This window comes from Mycobacterium sp. M26 (assembly GCF_001494595.1).
Lineage (GTDB): Bacteria > Actinomycetota > Actinomycetes > Mycobacteriales > Mycobacteriaceae > Mycobacterium.
On record NZ_LN929907.1, the window covers coordinates 808055 to 824288 of the forward strand.

General features: G+C 68.2%; 17 protein-coding genes. 6 read left to right on the forward strand and 11 right to left on the reverse strand.

Annotated features, from left to right (window positions below; genetic code table 11):
• The first annotated feature begins 9 nt into the window (after positions 1-9).
• Both BN3385_RS03935 and BN3385_RS03940 read left to right on the forward strand, forming a co-directional pair.
• Entirely contained in the window at positions 10-1845 is a 1836-nt protein-coding gene (locus BN3385_RS03935) for an acyl-CoA dehydrogenase (protein ID WP_059015217.1), read from the forward strand.
• A gap of 46 nt (positions 1846-1891) precedes the next feature.
• Entirely contained in the window at positions 1892-2350 is a 459-nt protein-coding gene (locus BN3385_RS03940) for a MaoC family dehydratase (RefSeq protein WP_059015219.1), read from the forward strand.
• Between the two features lie 5 nt (positions 2351-2355).
• Here the strand turns inward: BN3385_RS03940 and BN3385_RS03945 are convergent, their stop codons facing one another.
• The 4 genes from BN3385_RS03945 to BN3385_RS03955 form a co-directional block, all read right to left on the reverse strand.
• The gene (locus BN3385_RS03945) at positions 2356-2895 is read right to left on the reverse strand and encodes a carboxymuconolactone decarboxylase family protein (RefSeq protein WP_059015221.1); all 540 of its coding nucleotides are present in this window, start codon (positions 2893-2895) and stop codon (positions 2356-2358) included.
• A 16-nt stretch (positions 2896-2911) separates the two neighbouring features.
• On the reverse strand, positions 2912-3070 hold the full coding sequence (locus BN3385_RS27985) for a hypothetical protein (protein WP_156432541.1): 159 nt from the start codon (positions 3068-3070) through the stop codon (positions 2912-2914).
• Between the two features lie 98 nt (positions 3071-3168).
• Positions 3169-4641: an aldehyde dehydrogenase gene (locus tag BN3385_RS03950; protein ID WP_059015223.1), complete on the reverse strand. Its 1473-nt coding sequence runs from the start codon at positions 4639-4641 to the stop codon at positions 3169-3171.
• Positions 4642-4682: 41 nt separating this feature from the next.
• The gene (locus BN3385_RS03955; RefSeq protein ID WP_059015225.1) at positions 4683-5459 is read right to left on the reverse strand and encodes a class I SAM-dependent methyltransferase; all 777 of its coding nucleotides are present in this window, start codon (positions 5457-5459) and stop codon (positions 4683-4685) included.
• Positions 5460-5558: 99 nt separating this feature from the next.
• Between BN3385_RS03955 and BN3385_RS03960 the strand changes: the two genes are divergently transcribed.
• From BN3385_RS03960 to BN3385_RS03970, 3 genes are read left to right on the forward strand one after another with little or no spacing between them, the layout of a single operon-like run.
• Positions 5559-6725 (forward strand): glycosyltransferase family 4 protein, encoded by a 1167-nt coding sequence (locus BN3385_RS03960; RefSeq protein WP_059015227.1) that lies wholly within the window; start codon positions 5559-5561, stop codon positions 6723-6725.
• A 6-nt stretch (positions 6726-6731) separates the two neighbouring features.
• Complete coding sequence (locus BN3385_RS03965) at positions 6732-7121, forward strand: DUF5313 domain-containing protein (protein ID WP_059015229.1); 390 nt, start codon at positions 6732-6734, stop codon at positions 7119-7121.
• Between the two features lie 37 nt (positions 7122-7158).
• Positions 7159-7623, forward strand: a complete 465-nt coding sequence (locus BN3385_RS03970; protein ID WP_059015231.1) for a DUF1003 domain-containing protein — start codon at positions 7159-7161, stop codon at positions 7621-7623.
• Here BN3385_RS03970 and BN3385_RS03975 read toward each other — a convergent pair.
• The 4 genes from BN3385_RS03975 to pgfA are packed head-to-tail and all read right to left on the reverse strand — an operon-like array spanning position 7620 to position 11514.
• The gene (locus BN3385_RS03975; protein WP_059015233.1) at positions 7620-8159 is read right to left on the reverse strand and encodes a TetR/AcrR family transcriptional regulator; all 540 of its coding nucleotides are present in this window, start codon (positions 8157-8159) and stop codon (positions 7620-7622) included. The two genes, BN3385_RS03970 and BN3385_RS03975, sit on opposite strands and share 4 nt — an antisense overlap.
• Entirely contained in the window at positions 8143-8589 is a 447-nt protein-coding gene (locus BN3385_RS03980; protein ID WP_059015235.1) for an SRPBCC family protein, read from the reverse strand. Before BN3385_RS03980 ends, BN3385_RS03975 begins: the two co-directional genes overlap by 17 nt.
• Complete coding sequence (locus BN3385_RS03985) at positions 8586-10310, reverse strand: MmpA family trehalose lipid delivery protein (protein WP_059015237.1); 1725 nt, start codon at positions 10308-10310, stop codon at positions 8586-8588. The genes BN3385_RS03980 and BN3385_RS03985 overlap by 4 nt, the downstream gene beginning before the upstream one ends.
• A gap of 7 nt (positions 10311-10317) precedes the next feature.
• Positions 10318-11514: a cell envelope lipid trafficking protein PgfA gene (gene pgfA / locus BN3385_RS03990; protein WP_059015239.1), complete on the reverse strand. Its 1197-nt coding sequence runs from the start codon at positions 11512-11514 to the stop codon at positions 10318-10320.
• A 167-nt stretch (positions 11515-11681) separates the two neighbouring features.
• Here pgfA and BN3385_RS03995 point away from each other — a divergent pair, with 167 nt between their 5' ends.
• A complete protein-coding gene (locus BN3385_RS03995; protein ID WP_059015241.1) occupies positions 11682-12860 on the forward strand; it encodes an acyltransferase family protein in 1179 nt (392 codons plus the stop codon).
• 5 nt (positions 12861-12865) lie between these two features.
• Here the strand turns inward: BN3385_RS03995 and BN3385_RS04000 are convergent, their stop codons facing one another.
• From BN3385_RS04000 to BN3385_RS04010, 3 genes are read right to left on the reverse strand one after another with little or no spacing between them, the layout of a single operon-like run.
• Positions 12866-13228, reverse strand: a complete 363-nt coding sequence (locus BN3385_RS04000; protein ID WP_059015243.1) for an STAS domain-containing protein — start codon at positions 13226-13228, stop codon at positions 12866-12868.
• Positions 13225-14292 carry a cobalamin B12-binding domain-containing protein gene (locus BN3385_RS04005; protein ID WP_059015245.1) on the reverse strand — a complete coding sequence of 356 codons (1068 nt, stop codon included), beginning with the start codon at positions 14290-14292 and terminating at the stop codon, positions 13225-13227. Before BN3385_RS04005 ends, BN3385_RS04000 begins: the two co-directional genes overlap by 4 nt.
• On the reverse strand, positions 14289-15917 hold the full coding sequence (locus BN3385_RS04010; RefSeq protein WP_059015247.1) for a PP2C family protein-serine/threonine phosphatase: 1629 nt from the start codon (positions 15915-15917) through the stop codon (positions 14289-14291). Before BN3385_RS04010 ends, BN3385_RS04005 begins: the two co-directional genes overlap by 4 nt.
• Positions 15918-16234 lie beyond the last annotated feature (317 nt).

A 16234-nucleotide genomic window follows, 5' to 3' on the forward strand; every position in this document is an offset into this window, starting at 1 on the left:
CGCAAGCGAATGGGCCATTACAAGAGCAACGTCCGCGACCTGGAGTTCAACCTCTTCGAGCTGCTTGAGCTGGAGAAGGTGCTCGACGGCGCTACCTACGGAGATCTCGACGGCGACTCCGTCCGGCAGATGCTGGCCGAGGCCGCCCGGCTGGCCGAAGGTCCGGTGGCCGAGTCGTTCGCCGAAACCGACCGCCACCCGCCCACCTTCGACCCGGACGCGCACACGGTGTCCATCCCCGAGCCGTTCAAGAAGTCGCTCAAGGCGTGGCAGGACGGCGAGTGGTTCCGCGTCGGCCTCGACGAGGAGGTTGGTGGGGTGCCCGCCCCGGCGATGGTGAGCTGGGCCATCAACGAGCTCGTGCTGGGCGCCAACCCGGCGGTGTTCATGTACCTGGCCGGCCCGATCATGGCCGACATCCTGTTCCACATCGGCAACGACGAGCAGAAGCACTGGGCGCAGCTCGCAGTCGACCGCGGCTGGGCGGCCACCATGGTGCTTACCGAACCCGATGCCGGATCCGATGTCGGCGCGGGCCGGACCAAAGCGGTGGACGCCGGCGACGGCACCTGGCATATCGAGGGCGTCAAGCGATTCATCACCAGCGGCGACACCGACGACCTGTTCGAGAACATCATGCATCTGGTGCTGGCCCGGCCTGAGGGGGCAGGCCCGGGCACCAAGGGGCTCAGCCTGTTCTTCGTCCCCAAGTTCCTCTTCGATCCCGAGACCGGTGAGCCGGGCGAGCTCAACGGCGCGTTCGTCACCAACCTCGAGCACAAGATGGGCCTCAAGGCGTCGGCCACCACCGAGATCAGCTTCGGCCTGCACGGCACGCCGGCGGTCGGATGGCTCGTCGGTGACGTGCACAACGGCATCGCGCAGATGTTCAAGGTCATCGAGTACGCGCGCATGTTCGTGGGCACCAAAGCCATCGCCACCCTGTCCACCGGCTACCTGAATGCCTTGGAGTACGCCAAGTTCCGGGTGCAGGGCGCGGATATGACACAGATGACGGACAAGACCGCACCGCGGGTGACGATCGTGCACCACCCCGATGTGCGGCGCGCGCTGATGATGCAGAAGGCCTACGCCGAAGGCTTGCGGGCGTTGTATCTCTACACCGCGGCCCATCAGGATCCGGCCGCCGCGGCGGTGGTCTCCGGTGCCGACCCCGAGCTGGCCGAGCGGATCAACGACCTGTTCCTGCCGATCGTCAAAGGGGTGGGATCGGAGCGGGCCTACCAGACGCTGACCGAGTCGCTGCAGACCTTCGGCGGGTCGGGCTTCCTGCAGGACTACCCGATCGAGCAGTACATCCGCGACGCCAAGATCGACTCGCTCTACGAGGGCACCACCGCGATCCAGGCCCAGGACTTCTTCTTCCGCAAGATCGCCCGCGATCAGGGGGTGGCGCTCACGCATGTCGTCACCCAGATCGAGAAGTTCATCGACAGCCCAGACGCGCGGCCCGAGCTGGCCGGAGCGCGCACGCTGCTGGGCGAGGCGCTGGACAACCTGCGCGCCATGGTCGCCGCGCTGACCGGGTATCTGTTCGGAGCCCAGCAGGACGCCCGCGAGCTGTACCGGGTGGGCCTGGAATCGGTGCCGTTCCTGCTGGCCGTCGGCGATGTGATGATCGGTTGGCTGCTGCTGCGGCAGGCCGAGATCGCACTCGGCGCCCTCGACGGCGATCCGGATCCGCGCGAGAAGTCCTTCTACAGCGGCAAGGTCGCCGTCGCCACCTTCTTCGCCCGTAACGTGCTGCCCCGGCTGGCTGCCGAACGCCGCATCGTCGAGGGTGCCGACCTGACGATCATGGACCTGGACGAAGCGGCGTTCTAGCCGTCGGTCAAGATGACGGGGTAACCGGTGAGAAAGGGTTGACCCCATGCAGGTGATCACGTCCATCGACGCCGCCCAGGCGCTGGTCGGTCAGGAACTCGGCGTCAGCGAGTGGCTTCAGATCGACCAGAAGCGCATCAACGACTTCGCCGACGCCACCGGTGACCACCAGTGGATCCACGTCGACGTCGAGCGGGCCAAGGCCGAAAGTCCTTACGGCGCACCGATTGCCCATGGATTCCTCACCCTGTCGCTGATCCCGGCGCTGAGCAAGGACAACTTCCGGCTCGAGAACGCCAAGATGGCGATCAACTACGGGCTCAACAAGGTGCGCTTCGTGGCCGCCGTTCCCGTCGACAGCCGGGTGCGGGTGCGCTCCGAGTTGGTCGGTGCCGACAAGGTGGACGACTCCACCGTCAACCTCACTGTGAAGCACACCATCGATATCGACGGTGTGGACAAGCCGGCCGCCGTCGCCGAGATGATCGTGCGCGCCCTGTTCTGAGCGCGTCAGTCGGCGAAGTCCACTGCGGGGTAATCGACCTCGACCTCGCTGATGTGGTGTAGGTAGTTCGACAGCGTGGTGGCGATGGCGTGCCCGAGAATCTCCACGATCTCGGCGTCGGTCCATCCGGCGGCGCGGACGGCGGCCAGATCGGTGGTCTCGACGTGCCCACGGGTCCGCACCACGAGTTGGGCGAACCGCAGGGCGGCCGCGGTCTTCGGGTCCGAGGCGTGGGCCGATCGGGCGTCGGCGATGTCATCGGCCGGCACCCGGTAGGCGCCCGCCGCCGCGGTGTGCGCCGCCAGACAGTAGGAGCAGCGGTTCTCCTGGGAGACGGCGATGGCCAGTTGCTCGGCGATGCCACCGCGCAACGCTCCCTTGCCGAGCGCGTCGTCGAAACCGAGGACCGCGCGGGTCATCGGCAGTGACAGCGCGAGTACGGCGCCGAGGTTGGGCACCTGCCCCCATGCCTTCTTGATCGCCTCGCGCGCCTGCTGCTGTGCGGGATCCTCGGTGCCGGAATCGGCGGTCGATAGACGTGCCATCAGATCAGTCCTCCTGTCAGGCAGCCGATTTCGGGGCGTACGCGTCGACGGGTGCCGGCGCCCCACCGCGGGCGAGGTGATGGCCCGCGACGATGAGCGCGGTGGACAGTGCCATCGCCAACTCGGGTTGGGTGGCGGTTCTGGCGATGCTCCTGAGGTGATCTGTGATGCTCATGTTCGGGCAGTGTCGGCGTCCCGCCGAACCGTTACACGCCAGCTCAGATACGACTATGGCCCCCGCGCAGCGGGGGCCATAGTCGTTGTGTCGCCGGGTTATTCGGGGGTGTAGCCGAACGGCAGCAGCACGCTCTTGGCCTGCGTGTACTGCTCGATACCCTCGGGGCCGTTCTCCCGGCCGATACCGGAGTTCTTGTACCCGCCGAACGGTGCACCCGGATCGAACGCGTACATGTTGACCGCGTAGGTGCCGGTGCGGATCTGGGCGGCGATCTTCATCGCCTTGTCGTTGTCGGTGGTGTACACCGAGCCGGCCAGCCCGTAGACCGAGTCGTTGGCGATGCGCACCGCGTCTTCTTCGGTGTCGTACGGAATCACCGCCAGCACCGGTCCGAAGATCTCCTCCTGGGCGATGGTCATCGAGTTGTCCACGTCGGCGAAGACGGTGGGCTGCACGAACCAGCCGTTGTCCAGGCCGTCCGGACGTCCGCCGCCGGTGACCAGCCGCGCGCCCTCCTCGACACCCTTCTTGATGTAGCCCTCGACCCGCTCACGCTGCTTCTCGCTGATCAGCGGGCCGATCATGGCGGCGGGATCGTCGGGCAGGCCGATCGGCATGGCGGCCACCGCGCCGGACAGCTTCTCGACGACCTCGTTGTAGCGGGACCGCGGCGCCAGGATGCGGGTCTGGCCCACACAGGCCTGGCCGCAGTTCATCAGCCCGGAGAACACCAGCATCGGCAGCGTCGAATCCAGGTCGGCGTCCTCGAGGATGATGGCTGCGGACTTGCCGCCCAGTTCCAGCGTGCACGGCTTGAGCTTCTCGGCGGCGATCTTCGCGATCTCCTTGCCGACCGCGCTGGAGCCGGTGAACGTGTACTTGTCGATCTCGGGGTTGGCGGTCAGCGCCCGGCCGGTCTCGGGTCCACCGGGGACCACCGACAGCACACCCTCGGGCAGACCGGCCTCGGCGAAGACGTCGGCCATCGCGAACAGCGACAGCGGGGTCTCCGCGGCGGGCTTCACCACGACCGTACAACCGGCCAGCAGGGCGGGGCCGAGCTTGTTGGCGGCCAGGAAGAACGGCACGTTCCACGCGGTCACCGCGGCCACGACGCCGATCGGCTCACGCACCACCATCGTGGTGCCGTACACACCGTCGCGGAAGTCGCGCCAGGTGAACTTGTCAGCTGCGCCGGCGAAGTACTGGAACGACGACATCGCCGCGCCGTACTGCATCATGTCGACGATCGTCGGCGGCTGGCCGGTCTCGGCGGCCAGCAGGTACTTGAACTCCTCGGCGCGCTCTTCAAGGATCTTGACCGCGCGGCCCAGGATCTCGGCCCGCTCGGTGGGCGACATCTTCGGCCACGGACCCTCGTCGAAGGCCTTGCGGGCCGCGGCGCACGCGGCGTCGACATCAGCTGCCACCGCCAGCGGCACCTTGCCGACGATTTCCCCGGTCGCCGGAGAACGCACTTCGATGACTTCGGCGCTGGACGGTGCGGCCCACTTGCCGCCGATAAACAGCTGGTCCCATTCGGTTCTGAACGCGGTGCTCTGTGTCATACCCGTCACACTACCGACTGAAGACAAAAACTAGAACCTGTTCACTTCGGCGGATTCGGCGGGCGTAGCACCAGCACCAGATTGCTCACCAGGAACTCGCGCACACCAGGCACCGAGGTCAGGTTCCACGCCCATCGTGGGTGGTAGCGGGGGAATGCCGCTACCAGAGCCCCGGTGCTGCGTGCCCAGCGCAGCCCGTCGGCCGCCGAGACCGCGAACAGCGACGATCCGTAGTTGTTCTTCGGCGGGTGACCGTGCTTGCGGGTGTAGCGGGCCGCGGCACGGTGACCGCCGAGATAGTGGGTCAGGCCCATCTCGTGGCCGCCGAACGGGCCCAGCCACACCGTGTAGGACAGGATCGCCAGCCCGCCCGGACGGGTGATGCGCAACATCTCGTCACCGAGCTGCCATGGCCGGGCCACATGCTCAGCCACATTCGACGACAGGCATACCTCCACGCTGGCGTCGGCGAAGGGGAGTGCCATCCCGGAGGCCCGGACGAAGGAGCCCGGGCTGCTGCGACGCACGTGATCGGCGGCATGCATCTCGGAGGGGTCCGGCTCGACGCCGACATAGTTCCAGCCCGCCGCGCTGAACGCGGACGCGAAGTACCCGGGCCCGCCGCCGACGTCGACGACCGTGCACCCGGTGGGGTCGGAGTGCTCGACCCGCCACAGGTCGGTAACCATGGCCGCGGTGTCGGCGGCCAGCGCCCCGTAGAAACGGTCCGGGTCACGTTGTTCGTAGCGGAACTCCGAGAGCAGACGCACCGACCGGCCCAGCGTCGCCCGCGCGGCGAACAGGTCGGTGACGGCCATCGGTTCACCCTATCCAGCGCGAAATTCACGTTTCGCAGGAAAAGTTCGAGTGGAGAGCTGCAAAAGGTGAAACTCGACGGGCGGACTAGGCTGAACTCGATGTCCACCTCCGTCCGTCCGGTCCGCTCAGTGCTGCTGTTGTGCTGGCGCGACACCGGCCACCCGCAGGGCGGCGGCAGTGAGACCTATGTGCAGCGCATCGGCACCCTTCTCGCCCAGTCCGGTGTTGAAGTGACCTTGCGCACGGCGCGCTATCCGGGGGCGCCGCGCAAAGAGGTCGTCGACGGCGTCCGCATCAGCCGCGGCGGGGGCCCCTACTCCGTCTACATCTGGGCAGGCCTGGCCATGGTGCTGGCGCGCGTGGGGCTCGGCCCGCTGCGCCGGGTGCGCCCCGATGTCGTGCTGGACACCCAGAACGGCATCCCTTTCCTGGCCCGGCTGGCGTTCGGCCGGCGGGTGGCTCTCCTGGTCCATCACTGCCACCGCGAGCAGTGGCCGGTCGCCGGCCCGGTGCTGGGCCGGCTGGGCTGGTGGGTCGAATCGCGGCTCTCGCCGCGGATGCACCGGCGCAACCAGTACGTCACGGTGTCGCTGCCGTCGGCGCGGGATCTGGCCGACCTCGGGGTCAACGCCCGCCAGATCGCCGTGGTGCGCAATGGACTGGACGAGGCGCCCGCGCACACTCTGACCGCAGATCGGTCGGCCACTCCGCGGGTGGTGGTGCTGTCACGGCTGGTGCCGCACAAGCAGATCGAGGACGCCCTCGACGCGGTGGCCCGGTTGCGGTCGACGTTCGCCGACCTTCATCTGGACGTCGTCGGCGGCGGATGGTGGCATGACCGGCTCGTCGAGCGCGCTGCCGTGTTGGGCATCGCCGATGCCGTCACGTTCCACGGCCATGTGGACGATGCGGTCAAACATGCGGTGGTGCAACAGTCTTGGGTGCACGTTCTGCCGTCGCGCAAGGAAGGCTGGGGTCTGGCCGTCATCGAGGCCGCCCGGCACGCCGTGCCGACCGTCGGCTACCGATCGTCCGGCGGACTCACCGATTCGGTGATCGACGGGGTGACCGGTGTGCTGGTCGATGATCCCGAGGAACTCGTGAACGAGCTGGAGCGGTTGCTGACCGACCGGGTTCTGCGCGCCGAACTCGGCGCCAAAGCCCACGTGCGCAGCCGAGAGTTCTCGTGGCAGCAGAGTGCGGCTGCCATGCGACATGTGTTGGAGTCCGTGCACTCCGGAACCCGCGTCAGCGGCGTGATCTAGGAACCCATGACTGAGAACGCTCGTCCCAACCCCCTGCAGTACATCGCCTATTGCTACGGCAAGCAGCTGCCCGCGTCGATGAACGACTGGGTGCGCAACGACCTCACCGGCAAGGGCGCCCGGCTGCGAACGCTGCTGCGCGTGGCGATTCCGGGCCTGCTGCTCGTCTCGCCGCTGTGGCTCATCCCGGCCACCACGCCGATGCACCTGGCCATGTCGGCGCTGCTGTTCCTGCCGTTCCTCTACTTCGCCCATGCCCTGGACAAGATTTGGCGCACCTACCGGCTGCGCCAGCACAATCTCGATCCGGCGCTGATCGACCAACTGGCCCGCAAGCGCGACGCCCACATCCACGAGTCCTACCGCGAGCGTTACGGGCCACGCGCCGAAGATTGACAGCCCATTCACGGGATCGTCGTGTGATGATCCGCGAATGCCGAAGATCTATGACTACGTCCGCCACCCGCGTGCGGCCGAGCTACACGCCAGAAAGCCGTTGACCTCAGAGCAGATTCGCGGCGTCGCGCACGAGAACTGGCTGGTGCGGTTCAACGCCCGGTTCGGTCTCAAGATCACCGTGGTGGTTGGAACAATGTGGACCGCCTACCTGTTCACCGTGCTGGCGCTGTTCGCCCTGCCCGATGCGATCAAGCAGGGGACCTACTTCATCGTGGTGTGGCTGTCCAGCAGCTTCCTGCAACTGGTGCTCCTGCCGATCATCATCGTGGGGCAGAACATCCAGGCCAAAGCGGCCGACACCCGCGCAGACGAGACCTATAAGGACGCCGAGGCCGTCCTCAAGGAGGCCTCGATGATCCAGGATCACCTGACCAAACAGGATGAACTGATCACGCACATCCTCGACCAGCTCAAACCGCTCATCGCCAAACAGGCTTAATCTGAACGCGTTTCGTCGCGCTTCAGCAGCTCCACGAACCGGGCCGCGGCGGCGTCGACTCCTGCCTCGTCATCGGTTCCGGCCAGATCGAGCAGCAGTCCGCGCATGACGGCCAGCCCCAGCCTGGCCTGGCTGCGATCGCCGGGCACCTCGGCGAGCCAGCCCTCGACGGCAGCGGGAAGCATGGTGGCGAAGGGACTCTCGCCCTGGGTGCCACGGGCGTAACACTCGAAGAACAACCGTTCCAGATCGCGCAGGCCAGGCTGGCGCAGGTGCCGCCACATCGCGGCGAAACCGGCTGCCCCGTCGGAGTCCAGTTCGTGGAGGAGTTCCTTCTGGCGGCGTTCGACCTCGTTGACAACCGCCAGCAGCAATTCGTCACGGGAACCGAAGTGGTGCAGCAGCATTCGGTGGCTGGTGCCGACGGCCTCGGCCAGCTCCCGCAAGGACCGACCACCCACTCCGTGCGTGGCGCACTCGGTCACCAGCGCGTCGAGCAACTCGGCCCGGCGGGCGGTGTCAGGTGGCCGGCCCACGGTACTTCGCCAGTTCTTCGCTCCGGCGCTTCAGTCCCTGGCCCTCCATCTCCAGGTAGCGCTGCGTCATCGACCGCATCATGCGCCCGACGAGGCCGCCGATGACGCCGCCCTGGTCCAGAACCTGGCGCACCTCCGTCGTCCCGTCCGGATTGGCGACGACGTCGTGGCGTGCGGTGGTGCGGCCACCCGGCGAGGTCTGTACCCACGTCCATGAGGTGTCCGCGACGAGTTCGGTGACCGTCCACCGCAGCCGGGGCATGCGCGGCTGGTCGATCTGGAATCGGCGGCCGACGGCCAGATCGGGTCCGTCCAGGCCGACCAGGCGGTTCACCGATGCCGTCCATTCCGGCCACCGTTGGACGTCGGTGAACACCTGCCACACCAGAGCGGCCGGAGCGTCGATGGTGACAGTGCTCGAGGTGATCATGTACCAGATGGTACATTTATGCGGCGGCGCAGGGAAGCCGCCAGCGCCACACCGCTCACTCCCAGCAGTGCGATCCACACTAGGTGCATTGCGATCAGCAGCTGTCGTTTCCCTTGTGGTGCAACGGGACTCGTTCCCCCAACGCGATAGAGCGTGAGGTCGCCGTCGTGGTAGATCACCGGCAGTTCGCGCAGGGTCTGCTCGGCGTTACCCGTCTCGCCGGCGGTTCCGCCCTCGATCACCACCCAGCGCACGCCTGCGGCGGCCAAGTCCTGCGGTCGTTCACCGGCCAGCAGCATGCGCTGGATCTCGCGGGCGCGTCCGCCCTCCCCGAGCACGGTCTGCCCGGAGATGGTCAGGTCACCGGTGGTCAGCACCTCGGGTCGCAACCAGCGCGGCATCGGGTCGAGCACCGGTGCCGGGCCGGCCCACGCGAACCGGCGCATCGTGTCGGCGGGCAGCACCACCACGGCTCCCGGATCGGCGTTCACGGCCTCGGCCACCGCCGCCCACCCCGGCGGGTAGTGCACCGGCGCCACCCTGCCGCCCACGCCCCACGCCAGATCGGGCAGCACCGCGATCAACGCCGAGATAGCGATCAGCGCACTCACACCCGGGCGTGACCACCTCCGCGCGGTGAGCACCGCTCCCGCGCCGGCGATCGCGTAACCCGGCATCGCCAGCGCCACCCACTTCTGCCCGTCGCGCAGCACCCCGAGTCCCGGCGCGGCGTCGACGACGGCCCGCAGCAGCGCCAACCCGGGACCGGTTGCGGCCAGCGCGGGCGCCACGATGCTGACCGCGCCCAGTACCAGCAGTGGCACCGCGGCAGGCCGCCGAATCGCCGTCGGCAACCCAACTGCCACCACCGTCAACAACACTGCGGTCGCTGCCAGTGCCAATAGTGTTGTGCGCGAGGCAGGTACGGCCTCGGCATTCCAGATTCCGCCGAGACCGGCGAGACTGCCGAGTGTTCCCAGCCCGGGTTCGGCCCGCGCGGCGAACGCCGACAGCCCCGACGGCGGCGACGAGCCCAGGGCACTCCCGAGAGCCGACGCGGTCAGCCATGGCAGGGCTGCGCCGATCGATGCTGCCAGGATCCCCGCGGCACAGCGCAGTCGTGACACCCCGCCGCCGGGCACCGCGACGCAGACTCCGGCCACCACCGCCGCCAGGATCAATCCGGTCGGGGTAAGGCCGGCCACCGCGATCCAGAACACCGCGGCAGCCCACCTCGGCCAGTGTGGCGCCCGGCCGGTGCGTAACCCGATCACCGCCGCGGCGACCCACGGCAAACATCCGTAGCCGACCAGCAGGCTCCAGTGCCCCTGCAGTAGCCGCTCAGCGACGTAGGGGTTCCACACTGCGAGCGTGGTGGCCACCAACTGACCGGGCACCCCCGCCTCGGGCACCACCTGACCGGCCAGTCGTGCGGCGCCCCAGCCGGCCAGGAACAACCCGGCCACCAGCAGCGCCTTGACCACCACCCCGCCGTCGATCACGGCCGACAGCACGGCCACCAGAAAGTCCTGCGGCAGAGCCCGCGGAGCGGCTTCGGACAGGCCCAGCGCCGCGTCGGACAGGTAGGACCGCGGGGTGGACACGGCGTCGCGCAACAGCAGATACCCGGGCGCCAGCAGGGGAGCCGTCACGGCGACGGCCAAGATCAGGGCATATCCCGGCACCACCCACCGGACTGCCCGGCGGTGTGCCCGGGTCATGCGGTGCTCACCGGTCCGGCGGAGGCTCCAGATCGGGTCGCGCCGCGGGCAGCTTCTCGGTGGCGGCCTCAGCGGCCGGCATCGGTCCGGTCTCGTCCTTGCCGAAGAACCCGTGATCGGCGGTATCCAGGCCCGGATCGATCAGAGCGGCCTCGGCCCGCACGCTGAACATGCCGAGCAGGGCACCGCCGATGAGGGCCACCAGACCGGCTGCCGTAAAGCTGATGGGCAGCACCCGCGACCACAGACCCACCCGGTCACGCTCGTCGCGGGCGGCGGCCACCTGATCTTCGATGGTCTGCTCGGTCGAGGTCACCTTGTAGTCGGCCAGCGCCATCTCGGGCTTCAGCGGATCCCGCGCGTAGTAGTGGTTGGCGTGCTCTTCGGCCTTGACGATGGTGCCGGTCACCGGATCCACCCAGAACGTGCGCTGGGCGGCGTAGTAGCGGGTCATGGTGACCGGATCGTCCGGCGGGCCGGGCAGGCCCCACAGCGACGCCCGGGCGGTCACCTGGCCCTCCTCGTCGTTGTCGTACAGCGAGGCGTACTTGATCGGCTCGACCAGCTTGCCGTCGGCGTCGTAGCCGACGTTCTGGGTGAACCGGTAGGTCGTCAGCCCGTTCACATCGTCTTCGCCGTCATAGTTGGCGTCGAACGCCTTCTGCGCGATCGGATCGAAGTACGGGTAGGTCTTCTTCTCCGTGTTGAACGGGAAGCGGTAGGACAGGCCGTCGTGCGGCAGCGCGATATTCGTCGGCGGCTTGTCGTCCTCGATGGTCCGCGGCTTCTGCACCGAACCGCCCGGATGGGTGTCATCGGACACCGCCATCGCGGTGCTGCGGTTGAGCGTCACGGTGTCGACCATGGCCAGCAGCAGGCCGTTGTCCTGCTGCTTGTCGCTGCGCCGCACGCTGGTGCCGACCTGGAAGGTCACCACGTCGGCGTTGGCCGGCGATTCGACGGTGATCTGCTGCTGGGACACCAGCGGAACGTTCTTGTCGATGATGAACCGCTCGCCGGACAGTGAGGCCGGGTCCAGTGCGGTTCCGGTGCCGTTGCTGACCAGGGACTCGTCGATGTTCAACGGAATCTTCTGGATCTTGCCCGAGGTGTAGGTCGACAGCAGCAGGGCGGCGATCAGAAGGGCGGCTCCGAGCCCGATGATGCCGTACGCCGCGATACGCAACATGCCTGCGCGATTCACGCTGCCGTGGCCTCCTTCTCCCGTCGGGTTCTGCACCGCCGAGACGGCGAAGCAAACCGGTCTGACCCTAACAGCAGATGCCAAGGCACCGGCCAATTAGGAGGTCACGCCGCAGCCAGGGTGTACCCACTTTCGCCGGGTTACCCGGCACCGGCAGACTGGCGGACATGAAACCGGTGGCGGAGCAGGTCGGGGGCACCCGGGGCTTCCTGCCCGCCGTCGAGGGGATGCGGGCCTGTGCGGCCATGGGCGTGGTGCTCACCCACGTGGCGTTCCAGACCGGAACCTCCAGCGGGGTGCTGGGCCGCCTGCTGCACCGATTCGACCTCGCCGTCGCCGTGTTCTTCGCGCTCTCCGGCTTCCTGCTGTGGCGCGGTCATGCGGCCGCGGCGCGGGGACTGCGGCAGCGCCCGCCCACCGGCCACTATCTGCGCTCGCGGCTGGTGCGCATCATGCCCGGCTACCTTGTCGCCGTCATCGTCATCCTGACGTTGCTTCCGGAGGCCAATCACGCCAGCCCGACGGTCTGGCTGGCCAACCTGACCCTGACCCAGGTGTACGTACCGCTGACGCTGACCGCCGGGCTCACCCAGATGTGGAGTCTGTCGGTCGAGGTGAGCTTCTACCTCGCGCTGCCGATCCTGGCGTTCCTGGCCCGCCGGCTGCCCGTGCGGGCCCGGGTGCCGGTGATCGCGGCCGTCGCGGTGGCCAGCCTCGGCTGGGGACTGCTGCCGATCCACACGCCCCAGGGGGTGAACTTCCTCAACTGGCCACCGGCGTACGCCTCCTGGTTCGCCGCCGGCATGCTGCTGGCCGAGTGGACGGTCAGCCCGCTGGGCTTGGTGCACAAATTGGCCCGCAACCGGTGGGCGATCACGGCGATCGCGGTGACGGCCTACCTGCTGTCCGCCTCACCGCTGGCGGGCCCCGAGGATCTGGTGCCTGCGACCTTGGGCCAGTTCGTGATTCGCACGTCACTCGGAGCGATCGTGGCCTGGGCACTGCTGGCGCCGCTGGTGCTGGATCGCCCCGACACCCCGCACCCGATACTGGGCAACCGGGTCATGGTGACCCTCGGACGGTGGTCCTATGGACTGTTCGTCTGGCACCTGGCCGCACTGGTCATGGTGTTTCCGATGGTCGGCAAGTTCATGTTCAACGGCAACCTGATCGTCGTGCTGGTGCTCACGTTGGTCTTCGGGTTCGCGATGGCCGCGGTGAGCTATGCGCTCATCGAGTCACCGTGCCGTAATGCGTTGCGCCGGTGGGAATATCGACGCAAATCGCCGATTCCGCCGTTGGACAGTTCGGTCAGCGATACGCCCGAACCGGTGATCGCGCACTAGCGCGTTCAGCCCACCGTCTCGTCCTGGGTGTCCTGCTCGACCGGTTTGGTGTTCGCGGCCGAGGTGGCGAAGTGCTCACTGAGGCCGGTGACGTCCAGGATGCGGTCGAGTTGCCGGGTCTTGCGATCCAGGTGCAGGCGCACCCGCGCCGCGGTACAGCGCCGCTCGATGACAACCAGAGCAGCCAGGCCGGCGGAGTCGCACAGGGTCATGCCCTCGAAGTCGAGGTGGAGGTGGCGCAGGTTGTCATGCTCGCGCATCACCTCCGACACCGCACCCAGAAGTTGAGGCGCGGCAACGAAATCCAGCTCGCCGGCCAGGATCAGGCGTGCCGAGTGGGGGGTGTCGAGTGTGACAGTCAGGTTCATGGCATCGGTGCGGGGTCGGGGGCCGGTCGGGCCAGATCGGTCAGGGCGGCAAGGGCACTATGCAGGATTCGCCGGGCCCGCGGGAAATCCTGCAGGCGAACGGTCAAGATATCCAGGCTCGGCGGGATCGTTGTTTCTCCGGCCCCGCGGGCGGACAGGATGTCGGCGCTCCAGGTGATGAAGCTGGTGAACAACTCATCGTCGTCGACATAGAGCGCGGCGGTCAGGAAGCCGACGATGTGCGCGATGTCCTCAAGGGTGCCCTCCCGCTGTTCAGCGGAGTAGTCCCGCATCTCGGGCAGGCGGTGTTCCAGTTCCTCGATCGTGTGGGCGACCAGCTGGCTGGCCATCTCGGAGACCATGGTGAACTCCTGGTCGGCCAGATGAGCGAGGTCATGCCCGGTCTGCGGGTCGGTGAAACCCTTGGCGGGCGGTAACCCGCGGGCCAGCGTCTCGGCGGCCGAGCGGGCGTCGGGAGCCCAGGCGTTGGCACCCAACTGGTAGGCGTATCGGCCGTCGGGGCCGAATGCCGCACCACCGGCCAGCACCGAGACGCCCGCGGCCTGGCACGCGGTGATCGCGGCGTGCGCCACGGGCAACCGGCTCGGGATCATGCACGACAGCGCGATCGCGTCCGGGCCATGCCGGTGCACATGGGCGATCAGGCTTTGGGTAGGGACATGCGCGCCCAGGAAGTCGACCTGCCAGCCCCGCAATCTGAGCACCTCGGTCAGCAACCGGGCGGGCAGCGCATGCCATTCGCCGTCGACGCATGCCACCGTCACCCGGCCGGCCTGACCGCCGCCGCGGAACGACGGATGCCGGGACAGCGCCGCGATCGCCCGGTCGTTGATGGCCGTCGCGCAGTGCTCCTCGGTCACCGAGATCCGGTTGGCGGCCCACTCGGTGCCGATCCGGTACTGCACCGGGGCGATGACATCCAGCAGCACGCCCTCCAGGCCCATACCGCCATCGACGGCATCGAATACCGTTGCGATGGCGGCATATTCGTCACCCACGAGGACGGCATCCCAGAGTCGGGCCCGCGCCGAGGCCACCGTCATGCGGTGTATCTCCCGGCGGTGTGGCCGTTGACGGCGGACAGATGGTTGCGCCGCGGCGCGGTGATCGCCACGGCGGCGATGTCGTCGTGCGGTTTGCGGTCCACCCACTCGGCGGTGAGCATCATGATGCGCTCCACGACCGCTTCGGCGGGCATCCCCGCGCACCGCGCGAAGGCCGCGGCCAGCCGCTCTTCGCCGAACTGCTCGGTGCCCAGCGGTCCACCCCGTGCCTCGGTCACCCCGTCGGTATAGAGCAGGCAGGTCTCGCCCGGCGCCAGCCAGGTGTCGAACGAGCGGGCCCGGAACATGGGCAGCGCACCGATCAGCATGCCGCGGGTGTCTGCGGTCTCGACCGTCCCGTCGGCGCGGGCGATCAGCGGGGCCGGGTGGCCCGCACACGTCAGCCGCAGCCGCAGCTGGCCCTCGCGGTCGGAGACGGAGGCCAGCACCAGGGTGGCGAAACGGCTGTTGTCCGGGGACAGCAGAGCGTTGTTGAGCAGTTTGAGCACCTCTTCGTGGTGCTCGGCCAGTGGCGCCAGGGCCTGCAGCGTGTTGCGGATCTTGCCGGTCAGGACGGCCGCTTCCAGACCCTTCCCACACACGTCACCCAGGACGACGAGGGTCTCCTCGTCCGGGGTCGGTGCGGGATGCACGTCGTAGAAGTCGCCGCCGATCAGCTGATGGTCGTCGGAGGCGCGGTACCGGCCGGCCAGCTCGAAACCGTGCATCCGGTGCAGCTGCGGGGGCAGCAGCTCGCGCAGCAGGGTGCTGGTGATGGCCGACTGCTCGGCGTATAGGCGTGCAGCGGCCAGTGCGGCGCCGGCGCGGGCGGCGAACAGCCGGGCCAGAATCTCCTCGCCCTCGCTGAACGCCATATGGGTGGTGCGCCGCAGCAGGACCAGGGCGCCGGCCGGAATGCCGTGGCCGGGCAGCGGCGTGATCACCACCGAGCCCACCGATCCCTGGAACCCCTCCGGAAGCAGCCACCCCGGCAGGGTTGACGGATCGATCCAGCGCGACGGCACCGGCGGGAAGCCGCGCAATGCCTCACTGAGACCGGCGATCTGGGCCGGGTCCTCGGCGATATGCCGCTGGGTGACGGTCCCGTCGGCACCGCTGTCGAAGACGGGCAGCACACCGCCGGAGCGAGGTCCCACCACCACGGCGGCGTCGGCCAGATGGCGGGCCGCCATCCGGGCGGTGGCCTCCATGCACCGGTCGACATTGAGTGACACCGTCAGCACCGCGGACGCCTCGTCGAGGAACGCGGCGTGCTTGCGCTCCCGCTGGAGCGCGTCCTGGACGAGTTGCAGCGACCGGTCGGTGTCGGCGATCAACCAGCAGGCAATCTGCCCATCCGGCAGCGTCGTGGGCTGCACGTGGAAGTCCCGCCCGTCGAGTTGGCCGGCCACCACCTCGGTTCGCGTCCGGCAGGCCTCGACCACCCACGCCGGGGCGGTGCCGTCGAGCCGATCACCGACGGTGATCTCGGGCAACACTGCGTGGGCCGCCGCGCTGATCGCGACGACCACCCCGTCGTCGTCGAGAACGACCACGGGGTGGGGGACAGAGCCCCAGTCGCGTGCGACGGACGTACCGACCCCAGGGGGCGTTTCGTTCCTCATCGCTGCCTCCGGAAGACATGGACAACCGGTCGGCTCGCGCGGGCGCGACAGAGCGGAAGTAGTTTGATCCCTCCGACGGTAGCTGTCCGCCAGGCCCGGAAGTTAGTAGGGATAGCAAACGTAATATTTGAATTTTCGCGGATCTCTGGCCCGCGAATTCTGGTGCGCCAGATAGCGAAGCGCCGGTGGTGAGCGCAGGCCGTGGGCCCGTCGCGGGAGTGTGTGGTGAGAGCCTGCGGGTTCGGAATCCGGGGTTCCAGCGACCGCTGCGTGCCATTGCGCGAGGTGCCGGGAGACCGGCTACTGGCAAACACGCG

Excerpts from the sequence above, each read along its gene's own strand:
- BN3385_RS27985 (WP_156432541.1), bottom strand. The coding sequence starts at position 3,070 with ATGAGCATCACAGATCACCTCAGGAGCATCGCCAGAACCGCCACCCAA.
- BN3385_RS03965 (WP_059015229.1), top strand. The coding sequence starts at position 6,732 with ATGACTGAGAACGCTCGTCCCAACCCCCTGCAGTACATCGCCTATTGC.
- BN3385_RS03940 (WP_059015219.1), top strand. The coding sequence starts at position 1,892 with ATGCAGGTGATCACGTCCATCGACGCCGCCCAGGCGCTGGTCGGTCAG.
- BN3385_RS03995 (WP_059015241.1), top strand. The coding sequence starts at position 11,682 with ATGAAACCGGTGGCGGAGCAGGTCGGGGGCACCCGGGGCTTCCTGCCC.
- BN3385_RS03950 (WP_059015223.1), bottom strand. The coding sequence starts at position 4,641 with ATGACACAGAGCACCGCGTTCAGAACCGAATGGGACCAGCTGTTTATC.
- BN3385_RS03980 (WP_059015235.1), bottom strand. The coding sequence starts at position 8,589 with ATGATCACCTCGAGCACTGTCACCATCGACGCTCCGGCCGCTCTGGTG.
- BN3385_RS04005 (WP_059015245.1), bottom strand. The coding sequence starts at position 14,292 with ATGACGGTGGCCTCGGCGCGGGCCCGACTCTGGGATGCCGTCCTCGTG.
- BN3385_RS03955 (WP_059015225.1), bottom strand. The coding sequence starts at position 5,459 with ATGGCCGTCACCGACCTGTTCGCCGCGCGGGCGACGCTGGGCCGGTCG.
- BN3385_RS03935 (WP_059015217.1), top strand. The coding sequence starts at position 10 with ATGGGCCATTACAAGAGCAACGTCCGCGACCTGGAGTTCAACCTCTTC.
- BN3385_RS04010 (WP_059015247.1), bottom strand. The coding sequence starts at position 15,917 with ATGAGGAACGAAACGCCCCCTGGGGTCGGTACGTCCGTCGCACGCGAC.
- BN3385_RS03985 (WP_059015237.1), bottom strand. The coding sequence starts at position 10,310 with ATGACCCGGGCACACCGCCGGGCAGTCCGGTGGGTGGTGCCGGGATAT.
- BN3385_RS03945 (WP_059015221.1), bottom strand. The coding sequence starts at position 2,895 with ATGGCACGTCTATCGACCGCCGATTCCGGCACCGAGGATCCCGCACAG.
- BN3385_RS03960 (WP_059015227.1), top strand. The coding sequence starts at position 5,559 with ATGTCCACCTCCGTCCGTCCGGTCCGCTCAGTGCTGCTGTTGTGCTGG.
- BN3385_RS03970 (WP_059015231.1), top strand. The coding sequence starts at position 7,159 with ATGCCGAAGATCTATGACTACGTCCGCCACCCGCGTGCGGCCGAGCTA.
- BN3385_RS04000 (WP_059015243.1), bottom strand. The coding sequence starts at position 13,228 with ATGAACCTGACTGTCACACTCGACACCCCCCACTCGGCACGCCTGATC.